The organism is Comamonas thiooxydans, from assembly GCF_000964545.1.
GTDB classification, from domain to species: domain Bacteria; phylum Pseudomonadota; class Gammaproteobacteria; order Burkholderiales; family Burkholderiaceae_C; genus Comamonas; species Comamonas thiooxydans.
Genome location: NZ_BBVD01000008.1, coordinates 1 through 26,781, shown reverse-complemented (window position 1 = coordinate 26,781; position 26,781 = coordinate 1). Strand labels below are relative to the sequence as shown.

At 56.8% G+C, this 26,781-nt stretch carries 32 protein-coding genes and 3 pseudogenes; 14 read left to right on the top strand and 21 right to left on the bottom strand.

Annotation, left to right across the window (positions count from 1 at the left end):
* The first annotated feature begins 15 nt into the window (after nt 1-15).
* A complete protein-coding gene (locus tag Cth01_RS13555) occupies nt 16-888 on the top strand; it encodes a LysR family transcriptional regulator (RefSeq protein ID WP_045839456.1) in 873 nt (290 codons plus the stop codon).
* Between the two features lie 33 nt (nt 889-921).
* Nucleotides 922-1,253 (top strand): annotated as a pseudogene (locus tag Cth01_RS13550) (transposase); the annotation flags it as partial.
* 19 nt (nt 1,254-1,272) lie between these two features.
* On the opposite strand, the gene Cth01_RS13545 reads toward Cth01_RS13550, so the two are convergent.
* A complete protein-coding gene (locus Cth01_RS13545; protein ID WP_233425169.1) occupies nt 1,273-2,091 on the bottom strand; it encodes a fimbrial protein in 819 nt (272 codons plus the stop codon).
* A gap of 296 nt (nt 2,092-2,387) precedes the next feature.
* On the opposite strand from Cth01_RS13545, the gene Cth01_RS13540 reads away from it, so the two are divergent.
* Both Cth01_RS13540 and Cth01_RS13535 read left to right on the top strand, forming a co-directional pair.
* A complete protein-coding gene (locus Cth01_RS13540) occupies nt 2,388-2,660 on the top strand; it encodes a hypothetical protein (RefSeq protein WP_045839455.1) in 273 nt (90 codons plus the stop codon).
* 91 nt (nt 2,661-2,751) lie between these two features.
* Nucleotides 2,752-2,904 carry a hypothetical protein gene (locus Cth01_RS13535; RefSeq protein ID WP_156160276.1) on the top strand — a complete coding sequence of 51 codons (153 nt, stop codon included), beginning with the start codon at nt 2,752-2,754 and terminating at the stop codon, nt 2,902-2,904.
* Between the two features lie 6 nt (nt 2,905-2,910).
* Here Cth01_RS13535 and Cth01_RS13530 read toward each other — a convergent pair whose 3' ends face one another.
* Nucleotides 2,911-3,366, bottom strand: coding sequence for a universal stress protein (locus tag Cth01_RS13530; protein ID WP_045839454.1), 456 nt, complete (start codon nt 3,364-3,366; stop codon nt 2,911-2,913).
* Nucleotides 3,367-3,515: 149 nt separating this feature from the next.
* Nucleotides 3,516-3,989 carry a universal stress protein gene (locus Cth01_RS13525; RefSeq protein WP_012838626.1) on the bottom strand — a complete coding sequence of 158 codons (474 nt, stop codon included), beginning with the start codon at nt 3,987-3,989 and terminating at the stop codon, nt 3,516-3,518.
* A 228-nt stretch (nt 3,990-4,217) separates the two neighbouring features.
* On the opposite strand from Cth01_RS13525, the gene Cth01_RS13520 reads away from it, so the two are divergent.
* Complete coding sequence (locus tag Cth01_RS13520) at nt 4,218-4,775, top strand: DUF1003 domain-containing protein (RefSeq protein ID WP_045839453.1); 558 nt, start codon at nt 4,218-4,220, stop codon at nt 4,773-4,775.
* Nucleotides 4,776-4,921: 146 nt separating this feature from the next.
* Complete coding sequence (locus tag Cth01_RS13515) at nt 4,922-5,347, top strand: hypothetical protein (RefSeq protein WP_045839452.1); 426 nt, start codon at nt 4,922-4,924, stop codon at nt 5,345-5,347.
* 619 nt (nt 5,348-5,966) lie between these two features.
* Here the strand turns inward: Cth01_RS13515 and Cth01_RS13510 are convergent.
* From Cth01_RS13510 to Cth01_RS13475, 8 genes and pseudogenes are all read right to left on the bottom strand, one after another.
* The gene (locus tag Cth01_RS13510; protein WP_233425168.1) at nt 5,967-7,079 is read right to left on the bottom strand and encodes an AAA family ATPase; all 1,113 of its coding nucleotides are present in this window, start codon (nt 7,077-7,079) and stop codon (nt 5,967-5,969) included.
* A gap of 9 nt (nt 7,080-7,088) precedes the next feature.
* Nucleotides 7,089-7,784 (bottom strand): AAA family ATPase, encoded by a 696-nt coding sequence (locus tag Cth01_RS13505; RefSeq protein WP_072248250.1) that lies wholly within the window; start codon nt 7,782-7,784, stop codon nt 7,089-7,091.
* Between the two features lie 52 nt (nt 7,785-7,836).
* Complete coding sequence (locus Cth01_RS13500; RefSeq protein ID WP_233425167.1) at nt 7,837-8,379, bottom strand: hypothetical protein; 543 nt, start codon at nt 8,377-8,379, stop codon at nt 7,837-7,839.
* Between the two features lie 194 nt (nt 8,380-8,573).
* The gene (locus Cth01_RS13495) at nt 8,574-8,984 is read right to left on the bottom strand and encodes a LexA family protein (protein WP_082085663.1); all 411 of its coding nucleotides are present in this window, start codon (nt 8,982-8,984) and stop codon (nt 8,574-8,576) included.
* 286 nt (nt 8,985-9,270) lie between these two features.
* The gene (locus Cth01_RS13490) at nt 9,271-9,609 is read right to left on the bottom strand and encodes a DUF6616 family protein (protein ID WP_034396900.1); all 339 of its coding nucleotides are present in this window, start codon (nt 9,607-9,609) and stop codon (nt 9,271-9,273) included.
* 10 nt (nt 9,610-9,619) lie between these two features.
* A pseudogene (locus Cth01_RS13485) lies at nt 9,620-10,393 on the bottom strand (DNA alkylation repair protein).
* The gene (locus Cth01_RS13480) at nt 10,390-10,884 is read right to left on the bottom strand and encodes a MarR family winged helix-turn-helix transcriptional regulator (protein ID WP_045839448.1); all 495 of its coding nucleotides are present in this window, start codon (nt 10,882-10,884) and stop codon (nt 10,390-10,392) included. Before Cth01_RS13480 ends, Cth01_RS13485 begins: the two are co-directional and overlap by 4 nt.
* Nucleotides 10,885-11,204: 320 nt before the next feature.
* A complete protein-coding gene (locus Cth01_RS13475) occupies nt 11,205-11,885 on the bottom strand; it encodes a hypothetical protein (RefSeq protein ID WP_045839447.1) in 681 nt (226 codons plus the stop codon).
* A 78-nt stretch (nt 11,886-11,963) separates the two neighbouring features.
* Here Cth01_RS13475 and Cth01_RS24285 point away from each other — a divergent pair.
* Together Cth01_RS24285 and Cth01_RS24445 are read left to right on the top strand one after the other, a co-directional pair.
* Nucleotides 11,964-12,077 (top strand): annotated as a pseudogene (locus Cth01_RS24285) (GNAT family N-acetyltransferase); the annotation flags it as partial.
* A 156-nt stretch (nt 12,078-12,233) separates the two neighbouring features.
* On the top strand, nt 12,234-12,530 hold the full coding sequence (locus Cth01_RS24445; protein ID WP_267884609.1) for a TOBE domain-containing protein: 297 nt from the start codon (nt 12,234-12,236) through the stop codon (nt 12,528-12,530).
* Between the two features lie 221 nt (nt 12,531-12,751).
* Here Cth01_RS24445 and Cth01_RS13460 read toward each other — a convergent pair whose 3' ends face one another.
* The 3 genes from Cth01_RS13460 to Cth01_RS13450 all read right to left on the bottom strand — a co-directional run bounded on the left by Cth01_RS13460 (nt 12,752) and on the right by Cth01_RS13450 (nt 14,573).
* Nucleotides 12,752-13,084, bottom strand: a complete 333-nt coding sequence (locus Cth01_RS13460) for a hypothetical protein (RefSeq protein WP_034354061.1) — start codon at nt 13,082-13,084, stop codon at nt 12,752-12,754.
* A 148-nt stretch (nt 13,085-13,232) separates the two neighbouring features.
* Nucleotides 13,233-13,574 (bottom strand): hypothetical protein, encoded by a 342-nt coding sequence (locus Cth01_RS13455; RefSeq protein WP_045839605.1) that lies wholly within the window; start codon nt 13,572-13,574, stop codon nt 13,233-13,235.
* A gap of 75 nt (nt 13,575-13,649) precedes the next feature.
* Complete coding sequence (locus Cth01_RS13450; RefSeq protein WP_034354058.1) at nt 13,650-14,573, bottom strand: LysR family transcriptional regulator; 924 nt, start codon at nt 14,571-14,573, stop codon at nt 13,650-13,652.
* Between the two features lie 98 nt (nt 14,574-14,671).
* Between Cth01_RS13450 and Cth01_RS13445 the strand changes: the two genes are divergently transcribed.
* The 3 genes from Cth01_RS13445 to blaOXA all read left to right on the top strand — a co-directional run bounded on the left by Cth01_RS13445 (nt 14,672) and on the right by blaOXA (nt 16,811).
* Nucleotides 14,672-15,193, top strand: a complete 522-nt coding sequence (locus tag Cth01_RS13445) for a DMT family transporter (RefSeq protein ID WP_034354055.1) — start codon at nt 14,672-14,674, stop codon at nt 15,191-15,193.
* A gap of 200 nt (nt 15,194-15,393) precedes the next feature.
* Complete coding sequence (locus tag Cth01_RS13440) at nt 15,394-15,810, top strand: VOC family protein (RefSeq protein WP_034408464.1); 417 nt, start codon at nt 15,394-15,396, stop codon at nt 15,808-15,810.
* 200 nt (nt 15,811-16,010) lie between these two features.
* Nucleotides 16,011-16,811 carry a class D beta-lactamase gene (gene blaOXA, locus Cth01_RS13435; RefSeq protein ID WP_045839446.1) on the top strand — a complete coding sequence of 267 codons (801 nt, stop codon included), beginning with the start codon at nt 16,011-16,013 and terminating at the stop codon, nt 16,809-16,811.
* A gap of 117 nt (nt 16,812-16,928) precedes the next feature.
* On the opposite strand, the gene Cth01_RS13430 is transcribed toward blaOXA, so the two are convergent.
* The 4 genes from Cth01_RS13430 to Cth01_RS13415 all read right to left on the bottom strand — a co-directional run bounded on the left by Cth01_RS13430 (nt 16,929) and on the right by Cth01_RS13415 (nt 21,904).
* Nucleotides 16,929-17,648, bottom strand: coding sequence for a PA1136 family autoinducer-binding transcriptional regulator (locus tag Cth01_RS13430; RefSeq protein WP_034354045.1), 720 nt, complete (start codon nt 17,646-17,648; stop codon nt 16,929-16,931).
* A gap of 1 nt (nt 17,649) precedes the next feature.
* On the bottom strand, nt 17,650-18,498 hold the full coding sequence (hchA, locus tag Cth01_RS13425) for a glyoxalase III HchA (RefSeq protein ID WP_034396576.1): 849 nt from the start codon (nt 18,496-18,498) through the stop codon (nt 17,650-17,652).
* A 119-nt stretch (nt 18,499-18,617) separates the two neighbouring features.
* A complete protein-coding gene (locus Cth01_RS13420) occupies nt 18,618-20,264 on the bottom strand; it encodes a sensor domain-containing diguanylate cyclase (RefSeq protein WP_045839445.1) in 1,647 nt (548 codons plus the stop codon).
* 239 nt (nt 20,265-20,503) lie between these two features.
* A complete protein-coding gene (locus Cth01_RS13415) occupies nt 20,504-21,904 on the bottom strand; it encodes an aminotransferase-like domain-containing protein (RefSeq protein ID WP_174447083.1) in 1,401 nt (466 codons plus the stop codon).
* 169 nt (nt 21,905-22,073) lie between these two features.
* Here Cth01_RS13415 and Cth01_RS13410 point away from each other — a divergent pair, with 169 nt between their 5' ends.
* Nucleotides 22,074-22,307, top strand: coding sequence for a hypothetical protein (locus tag Cth01_RS13410; protein WP_034381030.1), 234 nt, complete (start codon nt 22,074-22,076; stop codon nt 22,305-22,307).
* A gap of 165 nt (nt 22,308-22,472) precedes the next feature.
* On the opposite strand, the gene Cth01_RS13405 is transcribed toward Cth01_RS13410, so the two are convergent.
* Nucleotides 22,473-23,354, bottom strand: a complete 882-nt coding sequence (locus Cth01_RS13405) for a LysR family transcriptional regulator (protein WP_045839444.1) — start codon at nt 23,352-23,354, stop codon at nt 22,473-22,475.
* A gap of 51 nt (nt 23,355-23,405) precedes the next feature.
* On the opposite strand from Cth01_RS13405, the gene Cth01_RS13400 reads away from it, so the two are divergent.
* Nucleotides 23,406-24,344 (top strand): DMT family transporter, encoded by a 939-nt coding sequence (locus Cth01_RS13400; RefSeq protein WP_045839443.1) that lies wholly within the window; start codon nt 23,406-23,408, stop codon nt 24,342-24,344.
* An 81-nt stretch (nt 24,345-24,425) separates the two neighbouring features.
* Nucleotides 24,426-25,058 carry a LysE family translocator gene (locus Cth01_RS13395; RefSeq protein WP_045839442.1) on the top strand — a complete coding sequence of 211 codons (633 nt, stop codon included), beginning with the start codon at nt 24,426-24,428 and terminating at the stop codon, nt 25,056-25,058.
* Nucleotides 25,059-25,222: 164 nt separating this feature from the next.
* Here Cth01_RS13395 and Cth01_RS13390 read toward each other — a convergent pair whose 3' ends face one another.
* Nucleotides 25,223-25,474 (bottom strand): TonB-dependent receptor domain-containing protein, encoded by a 252-nt coding sequence (locus Cth01_RS13390; protein WP_045839441.1) that lies wholly within the window; start codon nt 25,472-25,474, stop codon nt 25,223-25,225.
* A 162-nt stretch (nt 25,475-25,636) separates the two neighbouring features.
* A complete protein-coding gene (locus tag Cth01_RS13385; RefSeq protein WP_045839440.1) occupies nt 25,637-26,584 on the bottom strand; it encodes a bifunctional helix-turn-helix transcriptional regulator/GNAT family N-acetyltransferase in 948 nt (315 codons plus the stop codon).
* Nucleotides 26,585-26,781 lie beyond the last annotated feature (197 nt).

Below are 26,781 nucleotides of genomic sequence, written 5' to 3'. Positions count from 1 at the left end.
CAGTAAAATTGATCTATGGAATGGACACTAGAACGTTTGAGCCAATTCGTTGCCGTGGCGGACTGTGGCTCGATGACCCAGGCCGCTCGGCGCCAGGGCCGAACCCAATCTTCAGTGAGCATGGCCATGGGACTGCTGGAGGCGGATCTCGGGCTGGAGTTGTTTCATCGTGTAGGCCGGTCGGTGCGACTCACGCAGGCTGGCGAAGTCATCCTGCTGGAGGCACGGGCCTTGCTCAATCAGGCCCAGGCGCTAGAACTGCGCGCGCGCAAGCTGTCGCATGGCCAGACAGCCAAGCTTTGCGTGGCTATCGACGAAGCCTTGCCCTATCCGCCGATTGCCAGGCTGCTGCAGGAGCTGGCGCACCAGTTCCCGGCTTTGGAGTTGACCCTGCTCAATGGCACGGCGGCAGAAGTCGCACGCCAGGTGCAATCAGGTCGAGCTGAGCTTGCCTTTCAGTTTGACCGAGGCCCGGCAGGCGCTCAGTTTGCTCAAACTTATGTGGCTGGCGTACCTCAGATGGTGTTCGTATCGCGCGACCACGAGCTGGCCAAGTGCAATGGAATCAAGCGCGAGGACCTGGCCTCTCACCGGCAGTTGGTGATGCACATCGAGGGTGTTGAAGACCTCGTGATCAGTCCGAGCATCTGGCGCTCGGAGAGCTTCTACGTGCTTGCCGACATGCTGGCCGACGGCATAGGCTGGGGAATTCTGCCGCGCAATATTGCCCAAGCACCCGATATTGAGCCCCGCATCGTGGCACTGGACTGCGCGGAACTGCAGCTTCCGCCGTTAGCCGTGCGTATGCTCAATTTGCAAGGTGCAGAGCTGGGCGCTACGGCCTTGTGGATCGAGCAACGGCTGGCAACGCTGCTGCGTTCGAGCTAGCAAGGAGGCTTCAGCACCTGGGAAGATGAAGCCATGAAGAGCTCGAACAAGCTCTCCCCCGAGGTTCGCGAGCGCGCGGTGAGGCTGGTGCAGGAGCTACATCGGGGAGGGCCCATCACTGTGGGCAAGCATCGAATCCATCGCTTCCAGGATTGACTGCGTGTCGCAGACCTTGAACGAATGGGTCAAGCGTGCCGAGGTCGATGCCTGCGTACGCGAAGGCACCACGACCGGCGAGCTTCAGCGCATGAAGGAACTGGAGCGCGGGTCAAGGAACTGCGCCGGCCCAGCGAGATATTGAAGCTGGCCAGCGCGTTTTTCGCCCAGGTGGAGCTCGGCCGCCGACTCAAGCCCTGAAGGACTTCAAATCTTGGAGTCGGTAGCCTACAAGTAGCTCATGATGAATATCAGCTCTGTATTTGCGGTTCCAGGCTTGTATCTAGGCTCGTTTGTTAATCGGTAATAGTTCGCCTTCAGCGGGATCTGAAAACTACCGCCCTGGCGGGAGTCGTAGCCTGTAAATGTATGGGGAGTATCCAAAGCAAGAGGTACGTCATTGCCGTCTCTGATTTGAAGCCCGACTCCAATGGCGCCTGATCCATTATTAAGCCCGACGATTCCCTGACTGGCGTCAATGACCTTTGTCAACGCAACAAAGGTGTAATTGACCTTGCCCATTCCAGGTGGGCATCGGTTTAGATTCAGGTTGAAGGAGACCGGTATGGTACGGGTACCTGGTCCATCAAAATCGGACGAAATATAGTCATCCCCCATGGGAACGTTCACGTCCGGACTCTCGCAGGAGCCTGCGATAAAGTTTATGGGTTGGGCCAGTCTATATGTGACGAGGATATCGGGTCCAATCTTTAGGGTTCCGATCTCGCCTGCTTTAATCTGGCCGCTGGGATCAAATGCCGAAGTCTTGAGAAGTTCCAGTGTCATGTTGTTGACCAGCTCCCATTGACCGGCTTCAACCTCTATCGGAGGAGTTATGACGCCCCCGTTTCGCGCCTTTATTCGAAACGACAGTCCAGGTGTACCGGTAGGAAAGTAAGACGAATCTACTGGAGTCGGTCCTCGCGCAGGAGCGGCGAGTATCCCATACAGGGTTGTACTGGTGTTGCAGGTGAAGCGGATGTCTTTGGAGAGTGGCTTAATGTCAGTAAAGACCAGAGTCTCATTCGGTACATCACGAGGCACCATGAGCTCTCCCGGGCCATCGAACGTCAACGTTTGGAGCCCCCCCACCAGTTACAGTACACCGCGACTGTGCCTCTGCCTGAGACGAGATTCCCATCAAGGCCACCACCACCAGCCAACACAACATTATTCGGCGCATTTGGCATTTGGCATTTGGCATTTGGCATTTGGCATTTGGCATTTGGCATTTGGCATTTGGCATTTGGCATTTGGCATTTGGCATTTGGCATTTGGCATCCTATCAGTGAATATCCGAGGAGATTAAAAATCCAGTCAAAGCTGCGTGAAGTATGTAATCAATGGCTATGCGAAAAAATAAGAAAAATCTTATTTTTACCAAGACCTTTTCGTGCACCGTCCTGCCCGGCGTCTGCACGATGGCGCTCCGTTTGAATGCCCGCACAAGTGCCCAACTCGTACTGCAACATGGCTTGGGAGTGGTGCCAGCCCTTGCTGCTTCAAGCGCGGGCGTGGTTGGAGTGCTGGTCAGCCTGGTCGAACGCCGAGACGCCCAGGTCAATGCCTTGATAGGGCAGGTGCAGGTGGACAGGCAACTGCTGGCGACCCACTGACCAAGCCCGCAGAAAAGGTGAAAGCCCCAGGCGTTCAGACCGACTGAGGCTTTCGTTCCCATCCCTTGAAAGCCCAAGGATCGGAGCGCCGATGATGCTTTCCAAAGTGACCGTCACCACACCATTGAATGCCGCCGCCGCAGACCGCCATGTCCGCCGTATCGCAGTGGCCTATGTGCTGGCCGCATTGGGCACCACAGCCGCAGGCTTGGGCGGCTTGATCGCCGCCATTCGCGGGTGGTGAGCAGTTTTACTCTTTGATCACAGGCCTGTGCACCAGCACCGGAATGTGGCTGTTCACCAGCACGCGCTGGGTTTCGCTGCCCAGCAAAATGCCGGCAATGCCCTTGCGGCCGTGCGATGCCATGCAGATCAGGTCGCAGTGGCTTTCCTCGGCCTGCCGGATGATGGCCTTGTGCACCGAGGCGTTCATGGCTCGCGCAGTCTTGCAATACACCCCCTCGGCCCTGGCAATGTCCTGCACCTCCTGCAGCACCCTGTCGGCCGTTTTCTCGGCGTCCTTGTTCAGGTCGCTGGTGTTGTAGGTCATCATCGCCTCGCCGCTGTACATCAAGGCGGCATAGTCCGGCATCACATACAGCACCGTCACCTGGGAGTCTTGCTCCTTGGCCAGCTGCATGCCCGCGCGCAGCGCGGCTTCGGATAGTTTCGAGCCGTCCGTAGGAATCAGAATGTGCATGAACATTTTCAGCCTCCTTGCGCGCCAGCGCCTGTGGGGTTGCCACGCAATCCGAACGATTGCCAAACCCATACTCACACTCCGGGGCGGCTGATGCAACACCCAGAAGTAGGTATTCAAGCGGTTTTTTTGATGGGCAAGAAAAGGCCTGAAATTCAGTGGGAATCGGCTCGGACCTCTTTGACCACAGGCCTATGCACCAGCACCGGAATGCCGCTGTTCACCAGCACGCGCTGGGTTTCACTGCCCAGCAAAATGCCGGCAAGGCCCTTGCGACCGTGGGACGCCATGCAGATCAGGTCGCAGTGGCTGTCCTTGGCCTGTTGGATGATGGCCTGGTGCACCGAAAAGTTCATCGTCCGCTCCAACTTGCAGTCCACTCCCTCGGCCTTGGCAATGTCCTGCACCGCCTTTAGCACTGTGTCGGCCGTTAGTTCGGCGTCCCGGCGCATCTCGCTGGGGTTGTAGGCCACCATCCCCTCGCCGCTATACATCAAGGCCGAATAGTCCGGCATCACATAAAGCACCGTCACCTCGGAGCCTTGCTCCTTGGCCAACTGCATGCCCGCGCGCAGCGCGGCTTCGGAGAGTTTCGAGCCGTCTGTCGGAATCAGAATGTGCTTGAACATTTTCAGCCTCCTTGGGCATCAGCGGTAGCTACGCAATCCGAACGATTGCCTACCCATACTCACACTCGAAGGCAGCCATTGCAACACCTGGCGTCAATATTCAAGCATTCCCCCGCTTGTGCTTGTTGCCGCATGACGGTGGCGGCGGCGCGACAGGGCGCAAGGCAAGCTCCAGGCTTGGGTAGCATCCAGACAATGTCCTCATCTTTCGGATGACAAGGAAGTCCCATGCTCAATACGGATACCGTTGCGAAGAGGCTGTTTGGTGCCTCCGCAGATACCTTGGACGCCAGAGCGCTCAAGGTCGCCCAGCACATTGCCCGGCGCAAGCACATTTCACGCAATGTGGACCAGGAGCTAGATCAGACACCGCCCACCTTCGGCCAGCGCGCAGCCGATGCCGTCGCCACCTTTGGCGGCTCCTGGGCCTTTGTGGCGCTGTTTTGCGCAACCATGCTGGTCTGGGTGGGCCTCAACGCCTTTTTGCTTTGGGCGCGCGGCTCCACGTTCGACCCGTATCCCTACATTCTGCTGAACCTGTTTCTGTCCATGCTGGCGGCCATACAGGCGCCCATCATTCTCATGTCGCAGAACCGCCAGGCAGACAAGGACCGCATTCGCGGAGAGCACGACTACGAAGTCAACCTCAAGGCCGAGCTGGAAATCATGCTGCTGCACCAAAAAATCGACGAGCTGCAGAAAACGCAGTGGAGTGAGCTCATCACCATCCAGAGCGAACAGCTCCAGCTGCTGCGCCGGCTGGCGGACGGGCCGCGGCCCGTTTAACTGCGCAGGTTTTGCGTAGTCTGAGGTGCTTGCCAGCGCCTCGCCGGTGCCACACGGGGCCTGCCGCATCCGCGGTGCAGATTGTTAAGAACAGGTAGGGCGGGAAGGGCGGTAGTACGATTCACCCATAGCAACTTGGAGAGGGTATGGGCAAATCGACGTATCGCGCATTGGTGATCGCTTCGCTGGGCATCCCGTTATTCGGAATGCTGGCGGAATATGGCTTCGATCTGGTGCCCCATGAGCTGACCGATCTTTCCCAGAGCCTTTTGATGCAGTCGGAAGTCGGCCCCACGGACTGGATTTTCTTGCTGGCGCTCTCGGTGCTCGTGGTGCTCGGCCTCATTGCTTTTTACGGCCTGCTGCGGTTCAGAGCATGGGCGCCTCGGTTTACCCTGTGGTCTTCTGTTGCGACCGTAGTCGTCGCCTGTTTCAGTCCGCCGATTGTGCTGTCCGGCCTGGGGAACGCGACATCGGCCTTGGGCTTTGCACTATTTGGTGCGGTGCTTGTCTTGCCGTACTACGCACCCGAAGTGCGAGAGATGTTCTGGCCCTCCAAGGCAGAGGACTGAACAAAAGCCCCTGTCAGGGGCTTTTTGCATGGCAAAGCGCGTCGGGCTTCAGAGCAGGCTACCTGAACGTCATGCGCCGCAGGCCTTCATCGGGCTGCGTGGCTGGCAAGGCTGGTGCAGGCGCGGGGTGCTGGCCGGGGTACACCGGCAGCGTCACCTGCCTTTCGCGGTGCTGGGCGCAGGCCGTAGTGGGTGATGCGGTAGACGGGGCGACTCTCGCCTTTGGCATCCGTGTAATCAACCAGTCGAAAATCCAATTGGCGCTCATGCGGCAGGTCTGCGATGAGGGCTCGAGTGCGCTCCATGACGTGCAGATGTTGCTAGCCGCAGTGCAAAGCGACTTCGCTGCTGGTGGTGCAAGGTTTTCCGTCAACGAGCGTGACGGCGGGAGGTAAAGGGAGATAAAGCCAGATTGGACTTGGACATGCTGGCGCTCCGTGATGAGACTTTGAGGGCCTATCGCAGCGTTCTTACGCACTGCAATAGGCGGCCGGGAGGGTAAGAACCTAGATCACGCTAGGCGGACGTGAAGATAAAAGTGGTTGAATAATTTATTTAGATAAAAGAAAAGGTGCAATTTCTTGCACCTTGAAAAATATTTAATCTGATTAGAGAATTTTTAATTCTGTGAATTCAGAATGGATTCAACTTGCTCAAGCACTGTAAGAAAATACTTGAAGTCTTCTTCCGTTCCGTTACTACACAACCAGTCGCAGAGATTCCCTTTTTCATCCTTGTTAACTTTTTTGACAAGAGGTGCATCCGTGATAATTCCCCGCTCTCTTTTTCGAGAGGCTTCAAAAACATCAATGAATTCTGGCTTGAAATTCTCGGCTTTACTGATTGCCTCTTCAGGAAATAGATTTTCAATACCCTTTTGTATAGGGTTTTCTTCAACGATTTTCATCGCTGAACGATAAATTTTTCCTTTATTTTCAGACTTTCTTTCCTGATCGCAATCATATAGTAATACTATCTTGCATTCTGGTAAGTGTGCAAGCGCATTGTCATATGATCTCCAGATTTTATCTAAATTACCGAAGCCTCCACCATCTTTTAGATGTATCTTGGATAAAAGTTCTTCTTTTTTGAATAAATTGGCTGCTTTATTTAAATAGCGAATGTCGTAATCGCCCTCGACATAAACAATGGGAGCTGATCTTTGTGCCAGAATTTTATCTATAGCATCACGATGTTGTTTTGTTTCTCTGAACGCATCAAATGCTACCTGAAATTCTGAAAAATCTCCTGAGGAAATAGATTTGCCATCTGGCATATTTATTATCTGAAAGCCATCTGCTCCATAGCACTCATCCATTCCCAATAAAAATAACGGGGAGTGTGAGGTGATAATAAATTGAACTTTTGGAAAAAGCTTTAATAATTTAGGAGGTATTTCTCGTTGATGAATTGTGTGCAGGTGGGCGTCAATTTCATCGATAACCACTATCCCTTTGACATCCGAAAGCTGATTTATCTCATTTTTGCTTAAGTCAAAATCTCGAATGATAGATAAGAATAGGTTGATTAGAAGAACTTCACCAGTTGAGAGTTGAAAAAGATCAGGCACCCAGAGCTTTTCATTTTTAATAATAGATATTAATCTATTATGTCTTCGACCCGCGCCAAAGCGAATTGCATCATCAGGTTTGTTTAGTGCTGTCTTAAGTATTATTGAAATTTCTAAGTAAATTCGGGCTGCTTGGCCTTCAAATCCTTTAAATAAAGGCAAATTTATTGGCTATTTATCATTATCGCAGAAGTGCGGTGTATTTTCTATTTTGAAATCTAAAACATGTCTATCGAAAAGTAGGTCTAGAAGCCAATCTCTATTTTGCTTTAAAGGAGATATACAAATAAGGTCTCTGTTGGAATTTCTTTTCGTGTGAAATAGATGAGTGTAGGTGGCTTTGTTCTTTAGATTTTGTGTGTTTAGCCAAGATGGCTCTTCAAATCTATTAACGGGAAAATAAAGGCAGCATTGTTTTTCGTGTAAATCTCTGACTAAGTCTTGCTGACTATGAAAGTTTTCGGAAAACAAACTAGTTTCTTCTTCAGGAATTTGCTCCCAAGAAGGATTTTCTGGCGTGTAGTTGAATTTTTCTAAAAAATCTTTTTTAGATGATAAAAGTTGCCATTCTATTAGATGTAATCCGGAGTCAAAATCTATTCTTGAATAAGAATGACTTTTCCCGGATTTGATGTATTTGGGTGTTCGTAATTTAAATACTTTTCCCTCTTCAACTTCCACATCATCAAATATCACCTGTTTGCTGGCCATTAGTGAGTTAACTATATGTGCCAGTAATATGCTTTTTCCTGATCCATTTTCGCCGACTATAATTAGCGGAATGGGGTTATTGTCTTTTATAATGGTGTCGATGACTAAGTGATCAATAGGACCAATATTATCTAATTCTACTTTTCTTAGGTACATGTTATGTTTGATTGAATGGTGATTATTTTTCAACGTAAGATAAATAAAACCGTTAGCACTTTAGTCGATATTGCTCATCTCTGGCCAACTTGCGCTCCCTCCGCACCCAATCCAGGTCGTAATACTGGCTGCCAGCGCGTCCCATGCTATCCAGAGCTTTGACACGTTCTTCCAGCGCGTCACAGACTTGTTTTTTGCCGGGTTCGGCAGGCTGGGCAGGGCGGTTTTGGTAGACAACCGCAGGGGCTGCGGTATTGCGCTGGGTTTTGCGCCATTGGGCTTCGGCCTGGGCGACTTTTTGATCCCATGGCAGGCCGGAGGGCACGGTTTCAGTACGTTCGAGAAAAGCGTTGTGCTGGCCGCATTGCGAACTTGACCAGAAAAGCCCGCCGCCATGGCCTTTGCACAAATAAACGGTACTGCCTGAGTGGCCGCTGTGCAGAGTGGTGGTTTTGTCTTCCACCACTTTGCCGCCTTTGCATGCTTCTTGAGAATAGGTATTGCCGCAGCGATAGATGGGCTGCGCTATGGCTTGGGTCATAGCTGCGGCTGGCAGCAAAAATGCTGCGACAGTCAAGGCAGGCAGAAAATGCATGCGAAGCATTATCTGTAAAAATTAGTTACCAAGACATTAACCCCGGCCTGCAGTGCGATGTTGGGTCACTGTAATAAACCAAAGAAAAAGGCAATGTAAAGAGCTACATTGCCTTTGTGCGTTAGCAGGCGCTTTTTTTGGGGCGCTAATCAGATTTCAATGGCAGCCTGCATCGGGCTGGCGCGCGCATGTATTCATCTCGCAAAGCGCTTGATGCAACTGGTGACGACACCCCAGATTTCCAGAGTCTGTCCTTCTGGCGGCGCGATATCGGGGTAGGTGGGGGCGCCTGCCCTGAGCTTGCAAGTGTCGCCATCGCTGTCCAGCGCTCTGATGACGAGTTCGCGCTCGACAACCGCCACGACGATGCTCCCATCGCGAGCGCGCAGCTCCCTGTCCACCACGACAATATCGCCGTCATCAATGCCGTGTTCCTGCATGGACGGGCCGGCCACGCGCAGCAGGAACGTGGCTTTGGGGTGCGTGACCAGCAGGTCTGTAATATCCAGCCGCTTGCCTGCAAAGTCATTCGCGGGCGAGCCTGCGCGTGCGCTGCGATCAGCCAGCGGCAAAGTAACCGGGGACGCGATCAGTTGGACGGGCATACCACTCATAAGACGATGACTGTGCATATGTACAGTGTAGCGATTGATGCGACTCCGGTGTCATGAATCCACGTTGATGTCGCATGCTTTCCACTCGATCCTGCACCCGGTTCTGTGCGGAGCCGGGGGGCCATGTTGAGTTGCATATGCTGTGCCGAAAGCTGGCCAGCCCGCAGTGGTGACTGTGGCGGGCGGCCATTAGCAGGCATTAGTGGACATTAACGGGCACTAGAAAATGACTAGCCGCATGCATTGCAACCACGCAGGCATTGTCCGAAAGACTGCGCTACGCGGCGGCTAGAGCAGCCAAGTGAATATCCGCCGCCCCTTGAGTGCTGGCTGCATTCACATGGTCAAAATAGTCGTACCAGCCGCTGGCTTTGATGCCCGCCAGCAGGGCGTCACGAGCGGCCTGGTCAGGAAAGCGCCAAATACCAAGGAATGTATGCGCGGTTCCCTGGTCAATGCTGGAGTCCGTTTCTGCCAGGGAGAGGACTTCGACACCGAGGGTGGAGAGTTGATTCAATGCGAGTCCGATGCCGCCAAGAAAATGTTGCCTTTGTTCGGCGGACAGCGCGAGCCAAGCCGAATTGGGGGTGTAGAGCTCTACGAGGTAATGAGACATGGTTCCACTTTCACTTGAGATTGCGCAGTGCGCGTTGACATATACGATGTGTGGCGGCGGCTTGGGAGCTTTGAAGCCATTGGGCACAGATGTCACGCACCCAGGCTGGCTAGTCCTTGGCGGCATCATTGAGCCAGTTGGCGACCGAGTCCTGCACATAGACCGAAAGGTCGCTCTTCAGAGCTGAGAGCAAAGGCAGCGCTTGCTCGGGTGAGTGTTTGAGCTGCGAGATATGCGTGCTCCACACCCCGCGGGGGCGCAAAACCTCGCACGCGAATCGTCGGACACGTTCAGAAGGATCTTGTGTCCATGGCATCAGCTGTGTGATAGCCGCAGCCAGGTCTTGTACCAGGTGCGGCCGCATCGCCATCCAAGCCCATTCGCGCACACCAAAATGGGCATCGTCTGCCAGCGGGTGCATTGCGGCCAGCCGTGCACCGAGATCCAGGTTAGGCTGAGCACCGATCATGAAACATGCCCAGCCTCGTGCCATATCGGCGCGGTGCGTTTGGCATTGTGCGATGCCCTCAGTACCCAGGGCCTCCAGCAAGACTGCGCCGATACGGGCCATGCGTTTGAGCACACCTAGTTGGCAGGCTTCATCGATCGTGCTCAGTGCTTGAGCCGTAAGTGCCGGAAAGAGTGTTCGTGCCAGTACGGCCTGGTCGACTGCCAGGCACTCGGCCAGCGTTGCACATTGCAACTCCCCGCGCGATAGCGCGTGCAGAACGTCTCGAGGAATGTCAGCGGTGCGCGTCGCACCCTTGCGGACTGGATCCCTCATGATTCAACGTCCGATTCAGGGCCTCGTACTTTCTCCAGCAACGCTGCCAGCTGCTTTCGCTCATCTACGGACAGGTTGCCAAACAGGCCTGCAATCCACCGACCATGCTGGTCGATAACGGTACTGGCAAGTTGTTTTCCTTTTGCGGTCAGTCGAATGCAAAGTGCGCGGCGGTCTTCGGCGTTGGCGTGACGTTCAATCAGACCCTCGCGCTCCAGTCCGTCTAAGAGGCCGGTCACCGTGGCGCGGGTCACGCCAGCCTGTTCGGCCAGCGCGTTGGGTGCGAGTCCGTCAGGCGCCACATCGAGAAGGAACAACAACACAAAGCGCCCCTCGGACAAACCATGAGGGGCCAGCAAAGCAGCGCAGTCGCGGTCGATGTTTGCAGCCATCGACAGCACTTGAAAGCACAGCTGGATGCCATCCACATCAGGAAGATTGCGTCGTTGTGCCTCTTCAATTAGCGCCTGGTACTTCTGTTCAAGCTTCATTAGTTAGCCAAAATATAATATTGTGGCTAATTATATGAGGAAGATCACTGCATGAATAGTGGACCGAGCACCACTGAGACAGATGCCGGCTTGTCGATTGCAGGCCTTGGCCTAGCGGAGCGCCGATTCAATGACCAGGCAGAGTAGGGTGGCTGTGAGCACTGAACCGTGGGGAGCGCTCAGGGACGGCGCTTGCTTGCGATCAAGTTGGGCAGCGATATCGGTGTGCCGGGAGCGTGTTGATCTTCATGGTCTTGTTCAAGCAGGGCAAGCAAGCCTGCTTGAACTTGGGCGGGCCGAGGCCCGCGCTTTCATCCCGCTCAGTTGGTCGCAAAGCAGTACATCAGCCCGGCGCTGCCGCTCTGCTGCAACTGCTCGACGCTGCAGCCGCGCGTGCCGTGCGATGAGTTCCACGAGGCATTGGCCACAGGGTCGGGGTTGGTGCCCTTGTGGTCGTGGTGGCCCACGATGGCAGAGCCGCCGTCACTCTTGGTCCAGTTGCCGCAGGTGGTGTCCTTGCCGGGCTCGGGCACGGCCAGCGTGCCGTCAGGGCGCGAGCCGGTCAGGATGTCGTGGCGGTTGACCTCATCGCCAAAGCCCGAGACGACTTCGCCCTTCTCGGTCAGCGAGGTGTCCTTGCCGACCTTGGCATTGGCGCTGTGCAGGTCGGCCACGCTGGTGGCAATGACCACGCCCTTGGCGTTGCGCCACGGGCCGTTGCCGATGCGATCGCGCGCATTGACCGCCGGTTGGCCATTCAGCGCTGCATTGCTCAGATAGGCGCGCCAGGTCTTGTTGCCTGCGCCCACGCTTGCGGCCAGCGACTGGCAGTAGCGGTCGGCCCCGGCCAGCCCGCCCAGGTCGCCGCCCTTGCCGGGGTTGGCGCTGGTGATAAAGAAGCTCATGGGGTTGCCGCCCGACGCCCCCATGGCGCCGCAACCCACAATCAGAGCGGCAGCCGCAAGGGCGGTGCTGGCGGAAAGAACCAAACGACGGGACATGGCAGGCTCCTGAGCAATGGTGGAGCACGCAGGCTAACGCAAGCTTGTGTTAGCGGCAATACGAGAAAGGGCTTTGTGGCTGGCGCGAATCGTGTCTACTGGCAAACGCAAGCATCCAATGAAGCTGGTCGCGCGTTCTGCGACAAGTTAGCCAAACATAGCGGATTTAGCGTCTACGGCCATGAGCTATAGCCTGTTGCGGCATACTGGCACGATGAGGCCGCAGCTTGGGTTTGACCTGAGGCTGTCGCAGTACGAACATGAACATACATTCGATCATTAGTTGTTGTGGCTAAAACGGGCTGTAATATTGAAGTTTTTAGGGTTGCCTAGAAAATAACTTGGCAGTTGTTTACTAAAAATTCGCGGATAAATTCCTCCTTATACGAACGACAAAAGCTTTTTGTTCATCATCTAAATCTAGTTAAACGTCAAAGTCAAACCGTCAGCGGGTTAGTCAATGAAGGCAAGGTTATCTCGATTGTCACGGGCCCGGTCAGCACGGAATTGACACTGGAAGTTGCCCCTGGTGTGAGAGTCACGTCCTCTATTACCTCGACGTCGGCCCAGTCCCTGGGGTTGAAAGAGGGCGACAACGCATATGCCGTCATTAAAGCGTCGTCGGTAATGGTCGCTGTGGATTAAACAGCTCTTCTGTCTAAGCAAGGAGGCTCCTAAGGGAGCCTTTCTGATTCAGCCAGTTCAGATCAGTTGGATGCGCTAAGTTAAAAACTTCTTTTGCAAGCAACGACCTCCAGACCGGCGCAGCGGATAGCGCGGCAATGTTTGCGCAGACAGCTAACAGGCATCAGAAGCCGGACAAGGGATTGCTGCGCTTCTGAATTCCGGGGGCGTCTGAGGTCCAATCAGGTCAGGTGGTCTTCCACAATCAACCAGCCCATGCTCCCAACCCCATCATTGATGATGTCCAGGTGGTTGCCGCCCTCGTACAGGCGAATGTTCTGACCAACAAAGGCTCTGGGTGCAAGGCGCTCAATATTGGACAGGGCCAGCCTTATTTGCTCGCCAAGCTCAGAAAGTGACTTTTGAGAGTAGTCAATGTCGATAGCCTCGGCCAGCAGTCCATAGACAACTCTCTTTTTTCTCTCTTCGGGGAAAGCGAGCACCTTTGTATGTAAGAGCTCTGCATCCGAAAATTTGCGACCAGTGAGCTTTTCAAAAACTTCAATGCTTGGCAAAGTTCCCTCCTAGCGCTGCGTGACTCAATGTAACCAGCATAGTCGAGCGCATTGAAGAGATGCAAGCACCAAGAGCGCGTAGTTACGCCTACTTCACCAATGAATTCAGGACTGCAAACGACGCAGACCAGCTGCTGCGCATGGTTTGTCAATCGCCCTCAGGTGCCTGATCCTGCCCGTGAAAGGCTTCCCATGCAGCTGCTTCCAGCTCACCGCAATCAGAGATGAGATTGCCGTCCTCATCATGCAGCGTATACGTTTGTTGCTCACCTCCAATGCTCGCGGCGCCATCAAGTCCCAGCAGCAAGGTATACATGGTGTCTTTCAGCACCGCATCCAGAATCGCTCGAAGTTGCTCGTGCTGCTTGGGCGTGAGCTCTAGGGCTTCGATCCGCGCTGCGACCTCCGACTCCTCATGAGCATTCATGAAAGACAAAAGAAGTTCTGATTTGAGCTTGACCCAGTTTTCAACAAATTGTTTGGCGTTCATCGTTACATGCGCAGTCATCGGCAGCGTCCAGGAGACTGAAGAAAAATTACCGCAAAAGTCGCGACTTGTGGCAACTCACTGCTGCCCAGCATTCGGTTTGCAGCTGTTCATCACAGCAAGCCTGAGCCAGGCCAACGCGGGATCATTGTGCTTTCGCGCATGCCAGGCCTGTTGGTATGCCATTTTCGGTAGTTGCAATTGGCGTGGAGGCGCAAACTGCCGCAGATTCTTGAATGAGCGCAGCGGGCCGACAGCACGACGGGCAATCGTCAGAACCAGATCGGTACCTGGCAGCAATTCAACCGCAGCGCTCCAGTGTGGCAAGGCCACCGCAATCCTCCTTTTGAGTCCCTTGGCGGCGAGTGCGCGCTCGATCTCGTCGTTCGCGTCCGGCCTCAATGCCAGCATGACATGAGGGCGCGTCAGCCATTCCTCTAGCGACAGTCCTCCTTTTTCCGGACTGACGGCCTTGTCTGCGAGACAGATGAAATCCTCTTCAAACAGTGTTTCGACCTGGATGTCTTGTGCAAGATCGGGAAAGATCCCGAGAGCCAGGTCCAGTTCACCATCGGCTAGCTGTACCAGCATGGCATCCCGGCTGGCCTGACTGATGGCGAAGTCAAAGCCGGGCGCATGTTTGCGGACATATCGCATCAGGTCCGGAAGTACCAGACGAGCCGCATAGTCGGACAGTGACAGCCTGAATCGTCGTTGTGCCTGCAGTGGATCGAACTGAGGTGTTCCCAGCAGAGTATTGAGGCTGCCCAAAGCCTCCGAGAGTGGTTGCAGCAGCGCATTGCCTCGGGCCGTCAGCTCCAGCTTTCCCTGTTTGCGCACCAGCAATGGGTCATTGAAATGTTCGCGCAGCTGAGCTAGCGAATGACTCACGGCCGGTTGGCTCTTGTGCAGGCGCATGGCAGCCCTGGTCACGTGCTTCTCGGTCAGCAACGCGTGAAGTGCCAGCAGCAGATTGAGGTCGATACGACGCAGATCATCCATGCGAAGAATAGTACATGTGCATATAAACGATTTCCATAATTAATCCGTATGCGAGACCATCCAAGCATTGCTTGTAGACGTTTGAAGGAGTGGCAGATATGAACAGCAAGATGGCATTGATGACGGTCGCCTCACTGGGCATGGCCTTGCTGGCGGGGGCCATCCTGCCTTTTCAGGCCGCTGCAAATGCCAACGTAGGCCGTGCTCTTGGTCACCCTTTCTGGGGGGCTGCCACATCGCTGGTGATCAGCCTGGCCGTGATGGTGCCCATGCTGATTCTGGTCAAAGCCCCCATGCCGAATTTCAGCAATGCGTTTCACGGTCCCTGGTGGTTGTGGATCGGTGGTGTCCTGGGGGCTGTTTACGTCGCCAGTGCTGCAGCCCTGATACCCAAACTGGGTGCCGGCGGATTTCTGGTCGCCGTGGTCGCAGGACAGATGGTCGTGGCGGTATTGATCGATCACTTCGGTGTCATGGGGCTGGAACCCAAGCCTATCAACGTCATGCGTGTGCTGGGTGTGCTCCTGATTCTTGGCGGGGTGTTCCTGATCCAGGGAGCGGGAGCAGCCAGGCCTGCAGCCACAGCGATCCCCGCCACCTCCAGCGTGGGCTTGGCTTGAGCACAAAAATAGTGATGGCCCCACTGGCGCGGCGCCAGTGCGCTGAGCACTTCTCGAAAGGAAATGGACATCAGCGCCTCACGCCGAAATGCTCAATGCGAGGATCGAAAAAATGTCCCTGACGCTCGCCGAACGTCTGGGGTTCCATCACACCAAGTGCATACGATTAGGAGTGTGCATGCCTGGAGCAGGAGATCGCCATGAGCAAATTCAGTATTCAGCACATTGATCACATCGTGTTGCGCGTCACCGACCTGGAGCGCAGCATCCGCTTTTACCAAGCGGTCCTGGGCTGTGCCTTGGTGAAGCGTCGCGAGGATTTGGGTATGGTTCATCTGCGAGCTGGTGCATCCATGATTGACCTGGTGGATGTTGAGGGCCCTTTAGGCCGTGCGGGCGGAGCTGCGGCCTCAAGCGAGCGCAGAAATGTCGATCATTTTTGCCTGCGTATCGAGCCTTTTGACGAGCAAGCCATACTCACCCATTTGGCTGGCCATGGTCTTGAGGCGGATAGGGCGGTGCGGCGCTTTGGTGCTGACGGCATGGGCCTGTCCATTTACTGCAAAGACCCGGACGGCAATCAGCTTGAACTTAAAGGGCCAGCGAGCGCCGATTGACAACTCAGGCGGCAGTCCGAACTCCCTGAGTGTTCGCTATGCCCGATCTGGTTGCTCGAAAGACAGCCTCTGGCTGTGGATTCAAGCGATTGCGGCTGTCGCTGTCCGGCCCGCAAGAGACGCTCCCCATCGCGGCAAGGTGTCACCGCCACTGTCCCTGTCACCTCAGGACGGGTTCGTTTGACCCTTAAACTAGCCGCATGAATCGACGTAGTCTGGTCTTATCCGCCCTGGCCGCAGGGTTTGCTCAAGTGACGGCGGCTGGCCCCCAGCCTCAAGAAATGGCCGAGTGGTCTCGGTTTTTCGCAGAAGCCGATGCGCAAGGCAGCATCGTTGTTCTCGATGCACGCGATAACTCTGAAACTACCCACGTCTACAACGTGTCGCGTTCCGCTCGGCGTTACTCGCCAGCCTCTACCTTCAAGATTCCGCACAGCTTGTTTGCGCTTGATGCAGGGCTGCTGCGTGACGAATTTCAGCTCATTCAATGGGATGGTGTGAAACGACCTGTGGAGGCCTGGAACGTGGACCAGAATCTGCGCTCCGCGATGAGGAACTCCACCGTCTGGGTGTATGAGCGCTTCGCCAAGGAACTCGGCGATGCACGCGAGAGCGCCTATATGCGAAAGATTGGGTATGGCAATGCGGTCGCCACTGGCGACAAGCCATTCTGGGTTGAGGGCGACCTCGCCATCTCGTCCTTCGAGCAGATTGCTTTCTTGCAACGGCTTTACCGCAATCAACTGCCTTTCCAGGTCGAGCACCAGCGGCTCGTGAAGGACGTGATGGTCAATGAAGCGGGGCCTGACTGGATACTGCGTGCAAAAACGGGCTGGACCGGAAAAATCGGCTGGTGGGTGGGCTGGGTAGAGTGGCCCAGCGGCCCCGTCTTCTTCGCCTTGAACATGGACACTCCCAACAGACTTGCCGACCTTGCCAAACGGCAAAGCATCACACGCAATGTTCTGCGCTCCATTAAAGCGCTACCCACTTCAGCATAGATCTGGACCGGGAGCAGAAGCCGGCAGGGCTGTGTCTTGAAGAGCTCTTGCGGCCGGTTCCTGCCTCCCGTTTGCATGTTCCAAAGGGATACTTGAGATGTGGGCCGACATGGATAGTCAGGCGACGATCTCTCCGTTGCGGATCGCTACGCGAATGGCCTGCGCCGTCGTGGCGACGCCCAGGCGCTTGCGGATGCGGCGCAGGTGGTTTTCCACAGTGCGTTCGGACAGGCCGAGGGTTGCGGCAATCTCCGTCTGCCGCCGGCCGGCGGCCGTCCATGCGAGCACCTCACGTTCGCGATCGGACAAGGGGCCGAGCTCCTCTTGCGCGGGCAGCTCCAGCAGCCTGCGCGCCGTGCGGAATGCGGTTTGGGCGATCAGCTCCAGCGCCAGCCGGGCCTGCGGCGAGGCATCGATGCGCTCGCCGCCCAGGCTCATTGCGCCTTCCAGCCCCAGGAGGCCGAATACAGGCACTTGCAGACCGTGGATACCCGGGCCTTGCGGCGCGCGGACGACGCTGTAACGCTCGCCCTGAGCGCCGTTCGTCTTGGTCCAGAAGAAGGGCTGGTTCGTCTCCAGGATATGGCGCGTCACCGGGCAGTGCCGCACGTAGGTTTCAGCATCCACAGGCGCGCCCGTGCCGAACCAGTCGCCTTCGATCCAGTAGATGCGCTCCACCGCATCGTCCCGAGCGCTGGAAGCCGAGAACAGCACAAAACGGTCGTACCCCAGCGGCGCGCCGACAGCACGCACCGTATCCTGGATTGCGGCGAGGCTGCGGGCGCCCTCGATGGCGAGGGCTCCGTGCAATGCCGCCTGCGCGATTGCAGTGCTCATCTCAGGCCGTGACTTCCTTGAGCAAGGTTTCGGCCGCGAGCTTGCCAAGCGCATTGCCAGCCAAAGGGCTGTCGCCGGTGATCAGCTGGCGGTCCCGGTGCACGGCACCCGAGATGCCGTCGTTGACGATCTCGAAACCCAGGGTCTTGAGCCTTTCGCCGAACTTCCAGGTCAGGTGACCCGGCATGTAGCCGATGGCCGGGGTCTGCGCATCAAGTGCATCGGGGAAGGCGCAGATCTTGTAGCCTCGGTAGATGTCGCTGTCGCCAACCGCTAGGAAGGCAGCAGGTCCGTGGCACAGTGAGATGACGAACCGGTTGTTGGCCGCAGCCCATTCCAGCACCGCACCTACGTCACGGCTGTCGGGGATGCCTATCAGCGCGCCATGCCCGCCGGGGACGAAGATGGCTGCGTACTGCTCCAGCCCTTGCTCAAGCACCGTCGACAGGCGCAGCGGCTCCTTGAATTGCGAGTGGTACTTGTTGAAGAAGCCCTTGACCGTCTCGTCTTCGGAAGGCATTGCCCAGAACTCGAACTTGACGGGATTTCCCGACACCGTGGCCACATCGAACGCGAAGCCCGCCTTGTCCAGGTGGTACATGGGCAGCAGTGTCTCGACCGGGTGGTTGCCGGTGGAGAAAAAGCTGCCGTTATCGGTCAGCAGGTAGCGCTCGTCTGCGCCGATCATCAGGATCTTCTTGCTGCCTTGATAGGTTTTCGCGTAGTCGGCGCCGCTCAGGTCGGACTTGGGCGACGTGAACTGGCTGAGCGAGTAGGGGGAGGGGAAGAACGCATTGAGTTCGGCCGGATCGGGTTGCGGTTGCTTGTCGGGAGTCGATGGTTCAGCCATGGGGCACCTCTGGGGTAGTTTGCGGAGGGCACAACAATGCGGCGGCAAGAAACCTGTGGCAATGAGGGATTTCCGTCAACGCGGGTCGGGTGAAGCCGGAATTTTGCTCCCGGCCTGTTTCAGGCTCGCACAGAGCCAAGGTCGGGAGCAGAAGCCTGGAGGCGCTCCGCCAATTCGCGTGTCTCAATGGTTGAGTCACTTTGGGCCGACTGCATTTTCGATGCTCGCCGCGCCTGTTTGTCCGCATACATGCACTGATCCGCCTCCTTGAGCACAGCCTGCGGAGAGCTGGCGGATGGATCGGCACTCACAATGCCAAAGCTGGCTCCTGGGTAGTCGAAGCTGCACTCGGCAAATTTATAGCTTCCGATCAGCAGCGGTGCCAATCGACTGCGCATGGCTTCAAGAGCCTTGTCCTGATCCATTGGGCCAGGTGGAGCAATCAGCCCGATGACGACAAATTCATCACCACCTAGTCGCCCCAGCATGTCACTCTTGCGCAAACCCGCAGACATGCGCCGGCCGACTTCGACGAGGAATTGGTCACCGACCACATGTCCGTAGGTGTCGTTGATCGCCTTGAACCCATCCAGATCGATGAAGGCCACCAGGACCCATTGCTGCGTGCGGCCCGCTAAAGCGAACAGCCGATCCAGTTGGGCCATCACATTGCGCCGGTTCGGCAGATTGGTCAGTGCATCATGGTTCGCCGCATGTCGCTCGTCCTGCCGCCGCGCCACCATTTGCCCGATCACGTGGCTGGAGAGCAGGATGAAAAGCAAGCCGATCGCCGCCACCAGCCCTGCCATCCAATAGTGCTGTCGACGCATGGCAGGCAGGTGATCCAGGGCCGCCATCGTGATCAGCTGGTACTGTGTTTTGGATAGCGGCTCACGCTGCAGCAGATAGGGTTTGCCATCGATGAGCCACTGATCAGCATGGCCGGAGCTGGCCATGGCTTGCACATCCAGAGCTATTCCTGGATCTTCTCCATTGTCTGGCGAAGAGGGCGTGCTGGAAGACTGCGCAGTACCCGGCGAAAGAAGCCCTGCCGCATTGCGCAGCATGAATGGAGCGGACGAAGCGGTGGTCACTCTTCCCTGGCGATCCACGATCAGTGCAATGTGGTGTCCAGTCAGGTAGAGCGCTATTTCCGGGGTATCGAACTTCACCGTGACGGAGCCCAGAGGCATGTCGTCTTCGTTCTCAATGCGGCTGGCTACAAAATAGGATGGTGTCTTGTTCAGCCGGGCGATACCGAACGAATGGCCATTGCCGTCACGCAATGCATCAATCAGATAGGGACGGCCAGAGTAGATCATGCCCACGATGCTGTCAGGCTCGTTCCAGTTGCTGGCCGTCACCGTGTCGTCCGACATGTTGTTCATGTAGATGCGGGCATAGCGCAGATCACTGGAGAGTTCATGCATGAAGTTGCCGACCTTGCGCACCAACGGATCCTGTGTGAATTGCGCCGCGCGCTGCTGGCGCGTGAGCCTGGCCAGACTTGGCGGATCGTCGCGATACCGGGTGGCCAGCTGGATCACCGAGCCCTGGCGCGCCACCATATTGGCCACACTCGACATTTCAGTGAACAGCCGATCCATGATGCGTGCGGTCGTCTTGGCTTCATATTCGGCGCTGGCCGCCAGGCGATCCAGCTCTGCACCCACGACTCGCTGTGACATCCACCACCCCAGACCAGCCACCAAGGTCAGCCACGCAACGGCCATTCCCAGTGTCGCCATGCGCACGGTGGGGCGCATTGACTGTTTGTGCTGAGCTTGCAGCGGTAATGCCTTGCCCACGTACACCCTCCAGACTGTTTTGAAAGCATGGTAGCAAGTACGTCTGGAGCGAAAAGTCAGGAAAGGTCATCGGTGAAGCCGGTGTCGCGGCCGTATGAGTCCTCTGCGAAAAAAGCCGGCGCAGTCGATGGTTGAGCCGGCCTGGATGCGACCGCATTGAGGGTGCTCCTGAATGGTGCACCGTCTTTCCCGGGCACTTAAACCACCGCAGCGCTGAACGGCTCTGGCCTTCGTGCAAGCAGATGAGACAGCTTTTGAAGGCCCGTCTGCAAGCGTCCACGGTCCTTGATGCTGCCCAGCGAGATGCGAATGGCATTGACGGAGCCGCTGCCGGTGGCGCTGGTTGCGAATGCCTCCGCCGGCGTGACGGCGATGCCCTCGCCGTCGGCCGCACGCGCAAGCTGTGAGGAGTTCCAATACCCTGGCAACTCCAGCCATACATGCAGGCCGTCTCCAGTGCCGCTGTACCTCCCCGCAAGAATATCCCTGGCCATCCAGTGGCGCAGACGCGCCTCCTTGCGTACGCCCTCCATCAAAGCAGCAGCCGAACCGTCGAGAATCCACTGTGTGGCCAGTGCGGCCGTCAGAGGAGCGACCATCAGCGCAAATGACCTGAGCGCGACCAGGAAACGTTCGCGTTCATGCGGGTCACGTATGAGCACGAAGGCGACACGCAAGCCGGGCGTCAGGCATTTCGACAGGGTCGAGATGTAGGACACCTGTTCCGGGGCAAACGTGGCAATAGGTGGTGGCGGTGCATCGGCAAGCAGCCAGTAGGGATCATCTTCGACAATGCGTACATTGCAGCGCTTCGCGATGTTGGCGAGCTCCTTGCGCCGGCGCTCCGGAATGGTGATGGCGGTCGGGTTCTGCAATGTAGGGTTGAGGTAGACCAGCCCAGGCAGGTGCTGATGGCAGGCCTGCTCCAGCATCTCGGGCACCATCCCGTGCTGGTCCGCTTCCACCGCAACGATGCGCCGGCCGAACTGGGTCGCAGCAGTACGCAGGCCCGGATAACTTGCTGGCTCTGTCAGTATCACATCGCCAGGCTTCGTCAGCGCCAGGATCAATGCGGCAATTGCAGCTTGAGCGCCCGGACAGACAACAACCTGTGCTGAATCCAGAGCTCCAAACATCGGCTCCAGCCATCTGGCTCCTGCCTTGCGGTCGGAGTCGCTTCCTCCGCCCAGGTGGTAAGTCATCAGCAATGCGGTGTCTGCCCCCATCATTACCTGAGAAAGGCCTTGTTTCAGCAGGTCGTCGAAGTCCACGCCAGCGGGTGGGGGAGGAGTGTTCATGCTCAGGTCGAGGACCGAGGTCAGTTCAATTCTCGGTGCTGCGACATAGGTGCCTCGCGCGCCGCGGCCTTCGAGCAGATGGCGGCGTCTGGCTTCGTCGTATGCGCGCGTGACCGTTGTCAGGTCGAGGTTCAGCTGTGCTGCCAACTGGCGCTGCGGGGGCAGACGATCACCCGGTTTCAGCGAACCGTCTGCCATTGCCGACTGCAAGGCATCCGCAATCTGCAAGAAGCGCGGCCCGCCATGCACGGCCAATCGCGGCAGCCAAACTGGCAAACTGTCATCTTGTATGGTTTTCATACGCAGACATTTTGTCTCAATGTATGGAAATTGCTTTTAAGTAATATGCCTCAGAGCGTGTAGCGACCCCATTCTTGTATGGCAATCGCCGACGTTTTCGCCTCTCTCCCTAGGGGGGCGGTGTTCCTCACGGTAGACAGTGTCAAGTCATAGGCTGGAAATTTTCAAAATGATCGATTGGGTCCCTGTAATCTTTGTTACGTTCAAGGTTCTCATCTTCGGCGCATGCATGTTCTTCGCCATCAAGTGGCATTACGACCAAGGCAAGAAGGGGATGGACAGGCGCGCGCTGCTGCGCACGGGCGGCAAGGTGGCTGCCGCCTTCATGCTGGCGCTGTTGTGTGTGCTGCTGTTCACCTTCGGCCTTGCCAATATGCTCGGCATGGACTTGAGCCTGCCATGACGGCGAAGGCTGCTTGGCCGATATCCAGTCATGCAATGAACCTTGCATTCATCGCTCGGCCATGACTGGCTGCCTTATCGAAGATGGCAATCTGCCTTGCATGGCCTTTGCAGACTACCTTTGGCTCCAGGCACTCGGGAGACCACTTGCTTCGGATGACGAGGTTTATTCAATCGCCAGGCTGCCTCTGCTTTTCCGGGCCAGCTCGACAAAAGCCAAAGCAGCGGGCGAGAGCTTGTCAAACCTCAGCGCGGCCAGCGCGATTTTCCGGCGACAACGGGGCTTTAGCGGGCGGTAGACAACACCTGCCGGGGGCTCGGGCAGAGCCAGGCGTGCGGCAATGGTGACTGCCTCGCCTTGCGCTACAAAGCCCATCATCGAGGTGAGCTGCTCAAACTTGAACAGAGTTCTGGGTGAGGCGCCCTGGCTGGCCAAAAAAGCATCGATATGGGGGCCTGAGCCTGCGCTGGTACGGATAAAGGGCTGTCCATGAAAGCTCATGGCAGCAATGGCCGATTGGGACGCCAGGGGGTGTGCAGCAGGCAGCACCGCCACCAGCTCGTCTTCGGCCAGGGTCAGGGTGTCAAAGCGCTCGTCGGGCAAGACGACAAAGCCCAGTTCCACGCGCCGCTCCAGCAGCCACTGAACGACTGTGTCGTCCATGGCTTCCTCAATGTGCACCTCGACCAGGGGGTGCTTCTGCTGAAAACGTGCCAGGAGCTTCGGCAGCAGACGCAGCGACGAGGTGGCGCCAAAAGATGCGATGCGCAAGGTGCCCCGGGCAATGCCATGCTCCGCATCGGCTTCCTGCTGCAATGCCTCTTTTTGCTGAAGGATGTCATTGGCGCGGCTCAGTAGCCTGGCGCCCACTTCGGTCAGTGTTGCCGCTACTCCTTCTCGCTTGAAAAGCGAGACGCCCAGCTCTGTCTCCAACTGCTTGATGGCATGGCTGACGCCGCTCTGGGAAATACCCAGCACACCCGCTGCGCGAGAGAAGCTGCCGACTCGGGCGAGCGCTGCAAAGACTTCGAGTTGCGTGAATGTCATGAGCTTTTACTCATTCGACGATGAATACTGATTATCAGATAGTAACGTCTCATGAACACATTACGAACTTCCACCCATTTGGGATTGATCGGCATGGCTGCCCTGTGGGGCGCCTCCTGGCCCTGGGGGCGCATCGTCGCGCAAGCCATGCCTCCGCTGGCTGCGGCCAGCCTGCGCTTCTTTCTGGCTGGTTTCCTGCTGGTGCTGTGGCTGTACCGCAGCGGGCGCATGGGTGCATTGCGTACCCTGGGGCCTCGCCAATGGGCGGATCTGGCCTGCGCTTCTGCCGTGGGCGTGCTGGGCTACTCCGTGTTCTTCTTGCTGGCACTCAAGACCGTGCCTGCCGGCAAGGCGGCCATGGTGGTGGCGCTCAACCCGGTCCTGACCATGCTGTTCGCAGCGCTGCTGTTTCGTGAGCGCGTGAATGCCATCATGTGCCTGGGCTTGGGGCTGGCCGTGACGGGCGCCCTGTATGCGCTGAGCGGCGGTGCTTTGGGGGAGCTGGTGTCTTCCTCGTCCGGCATGGGAGAGTGGCTGCTGCTTGGCTGCGCTGCATGCTGGGTTGCCTATACCCTGATAGGACGCATTGTTCTGACCCGCGTGGATGCGCTGACCACGACGACGGCAACCGCACTCATTGGCGCTGCACTGCTTCTTATGGCCAGCATTGCTCTGGAGGGCTCGTCCGCCTGGACTGGCCTGGCAAAAGCCCCTGCCGTCGCCTGGTACAGCGTTGTGGCGCTGGCCCTGGGTGCTACGGCATTGGCTTACGCCTGGTACTTGAAGGGCGTCCAGGAGCTGGGTGCTGGCGCCGCAGCTGCGTATATGTCACTGGTGCCGCTGTTTGGCATGCTGCTGTCCAGCGTCTGGCTCGGAGAGCCCATTACCAGCTCGCTGCTGGGTGGCGGCGCTACGGCCATCTTCGGCATGTTGTTGATGAATATCGGGCGCATACGACTGGAGAGAGCCTCTCACTCTGCGGCAGCCTGATTCGGGTCGAGTGCTGCTGCTTGCGGCCAGGAGCAGACCTCGACTGATATATTCAAATGCAACAACACTTAAGAAACCATCATGCCTGGCTTTGAGAATTGGCTTGCCTTCGGCCTTGTTTCCCTTGGAATGGTCCTCACTCCAGGACCGAACATGGTTTATTTGATTTCCCGATCGATATGCCAGGGGCGGGCCGCCGGGCTTATCTCCCTGGGGGGAGTTGCTCTCGGTTTCGTGTTCTACATGATGTGCGCGGCACTGGGCATTACGGCGATCGTCATGGCGATACCCTATGCCTACGATGCGTTGCGCATTGGCGGGGCTCTGTACCTGATCTATCTAGCATGGCAAGCCGTCAAGCCGGGCGGCCGCTCTCCGTTCGAAGTCAGGAACCTTCCGCAGGACGGCCCAAAGAAGCTGTTCCTGATGGGCTTCCTGACCAATCTTCTCAACCCGAAGATCGCCGTGATGTATCTGTCCCTGCTGCCTCAATTCATCAGCCCTGAACATGGCAGCGTGCTCTCGCAATCCCTGGTTCTGGGCTTTACCCAGATTGTGATCAGCGTCAGTGTGAACGCTACGATTGCCATGCTTGCAGGATCGATAGCAGTATTTCTTTCCGGCCGTCCGACCTGGATCCTGGTCCAGCGATGGCTGATGGGAACGGTTCTCGCCGGCTTGGCCGTTCGGATGTTGACTGAAGCAAGGAAATAGCACCTTGCCGAACCACCTTGGAACGTATTGCGACAGTCACAGATTGACCATATGCGTCCTGCCATACCTGTCGGAAACGGTCACTGGGAGATGAAGCCATTGGCAACGGCGATGCTCAACAGCCAATCGGCGTTCAGCATCTTCGAACCTTACACGCCCGCCCCTTAGAAGCGGTAGCGCACTGTCACCAGCACATTGCGCGGATCGCCGTAGACACCCGTGCCGTAAGAGCCCAGACCCGGCATATAGGTCTTGTCGAGCAGGTTGTTCACGTGGACCGACATCGACCAGTGTTTGTCCATTTCGTAGCGTGCCATCAGTCCCACCACGGCATAAGAAGGCTGGGTGGCGCGCCAGTACGGAGCGCTGGGTTGCTGGTAATAGGTTTCGGTTTGCCAGGTGATATTGCCACCCACTGTTCTTTGCGGAGCCGCCGCGCCAATGGCTCTGTGCCATCGCTCCATTCACGGTGGGGCGCTACATTTGCATCATGGCTCCCATGGCGCACCGCGAAATCGCCACAGCAGCTTTGCCGCCTGCTGTCGGCCAGGAGCTGTCCTTGAACCGGCAATGAAATTTCAAGTCAAGCGAACGAGTTGCTGCTCGGTAACCGTGCTTCCCCATTGCGCTCCTTGTTCCTCCTTGTGCAGCTTGAAGCCAAAAGACTCATACAGCTTGCGGGCGGCGTCCAAGCCTTTGAATGTCCACAGGTGGACTTCACGGAACCCGCGTATATCGCAGAATGTCATCGCTTCTGTCATCAACTGCCTGCCGACACCGCTACCGCGACAACCATCGTCCAAGATGAACCATCGCAGATGGGCTCTGTTGTCGCCCAGGTCCTGGCCGTCAATTGCGAGCGAGCCAACAATTCGGTCATTGAGCAGGGCGGTCCATACCCTATTGCATGGCTCGTTCAGCCGTCCGGCGAACTCTGCCGCGCCAGTCGCGACCTGGCTCTCGAAAAACTGCCCGAAATTGGAGTGCTTCGAGTAGAACGCCGCATGCATTTCGGCAATGCGCCCAACCAGTCCGGGGCGATATCCTGCGCTTACGGTGATTGGGCTTTGCTGCTTTTCCGCCATATTCAAGCGATGGGCTTTGAGCGCTCCTGCATATGCAGACAAGCCCTGCGCAACCGCCTGTTGCTGGGAGCGATTGAGGTGCTGAAACGCAGCTTGCACCTGCATCTGGCCATAGGAATGAATCTGCCTGACCGTGCTGCGCCCCTGGTCCGTCAACTGCAGTAGCTTGAAACGGCCATCATCGATAGCAGCCACCTCCTTGATCTCTCCTGCTGCAACCAGCTTCGCAAGCATTCGGCTGACGCTTGACTTCTCCAACCCCAAAAGCTGCACAAGTTGAACCGAGGTCATGCCTTCATGGGCGTCGATTTCAAGCAATGCATGCACAGCCGATGCCGAGTAATCCGTTGCGGCCAGTGTCGGCTGCATGAATCCGAGCTCTCTTACCAGGGCGCGGGAGTCGGCTCGAATCGAGTCAATTTCAGACATGGTGTTGGTCATCTGTGGCGTCATCTAATCAATATTGGTTGCAATATACAACTATGTAGTTGTATTGTGCAACTGATTTGTGACGCAACCTGGTCTGGGTGGATTGCTGGCGATGGCAAGGCCCAGCATGCCGGTCAAGACTGGTAAGAATGCCCGGATGTACAGGACGATGCCTTTGCGCATCGCAATGCGGTGATTGGCGAGTGTGG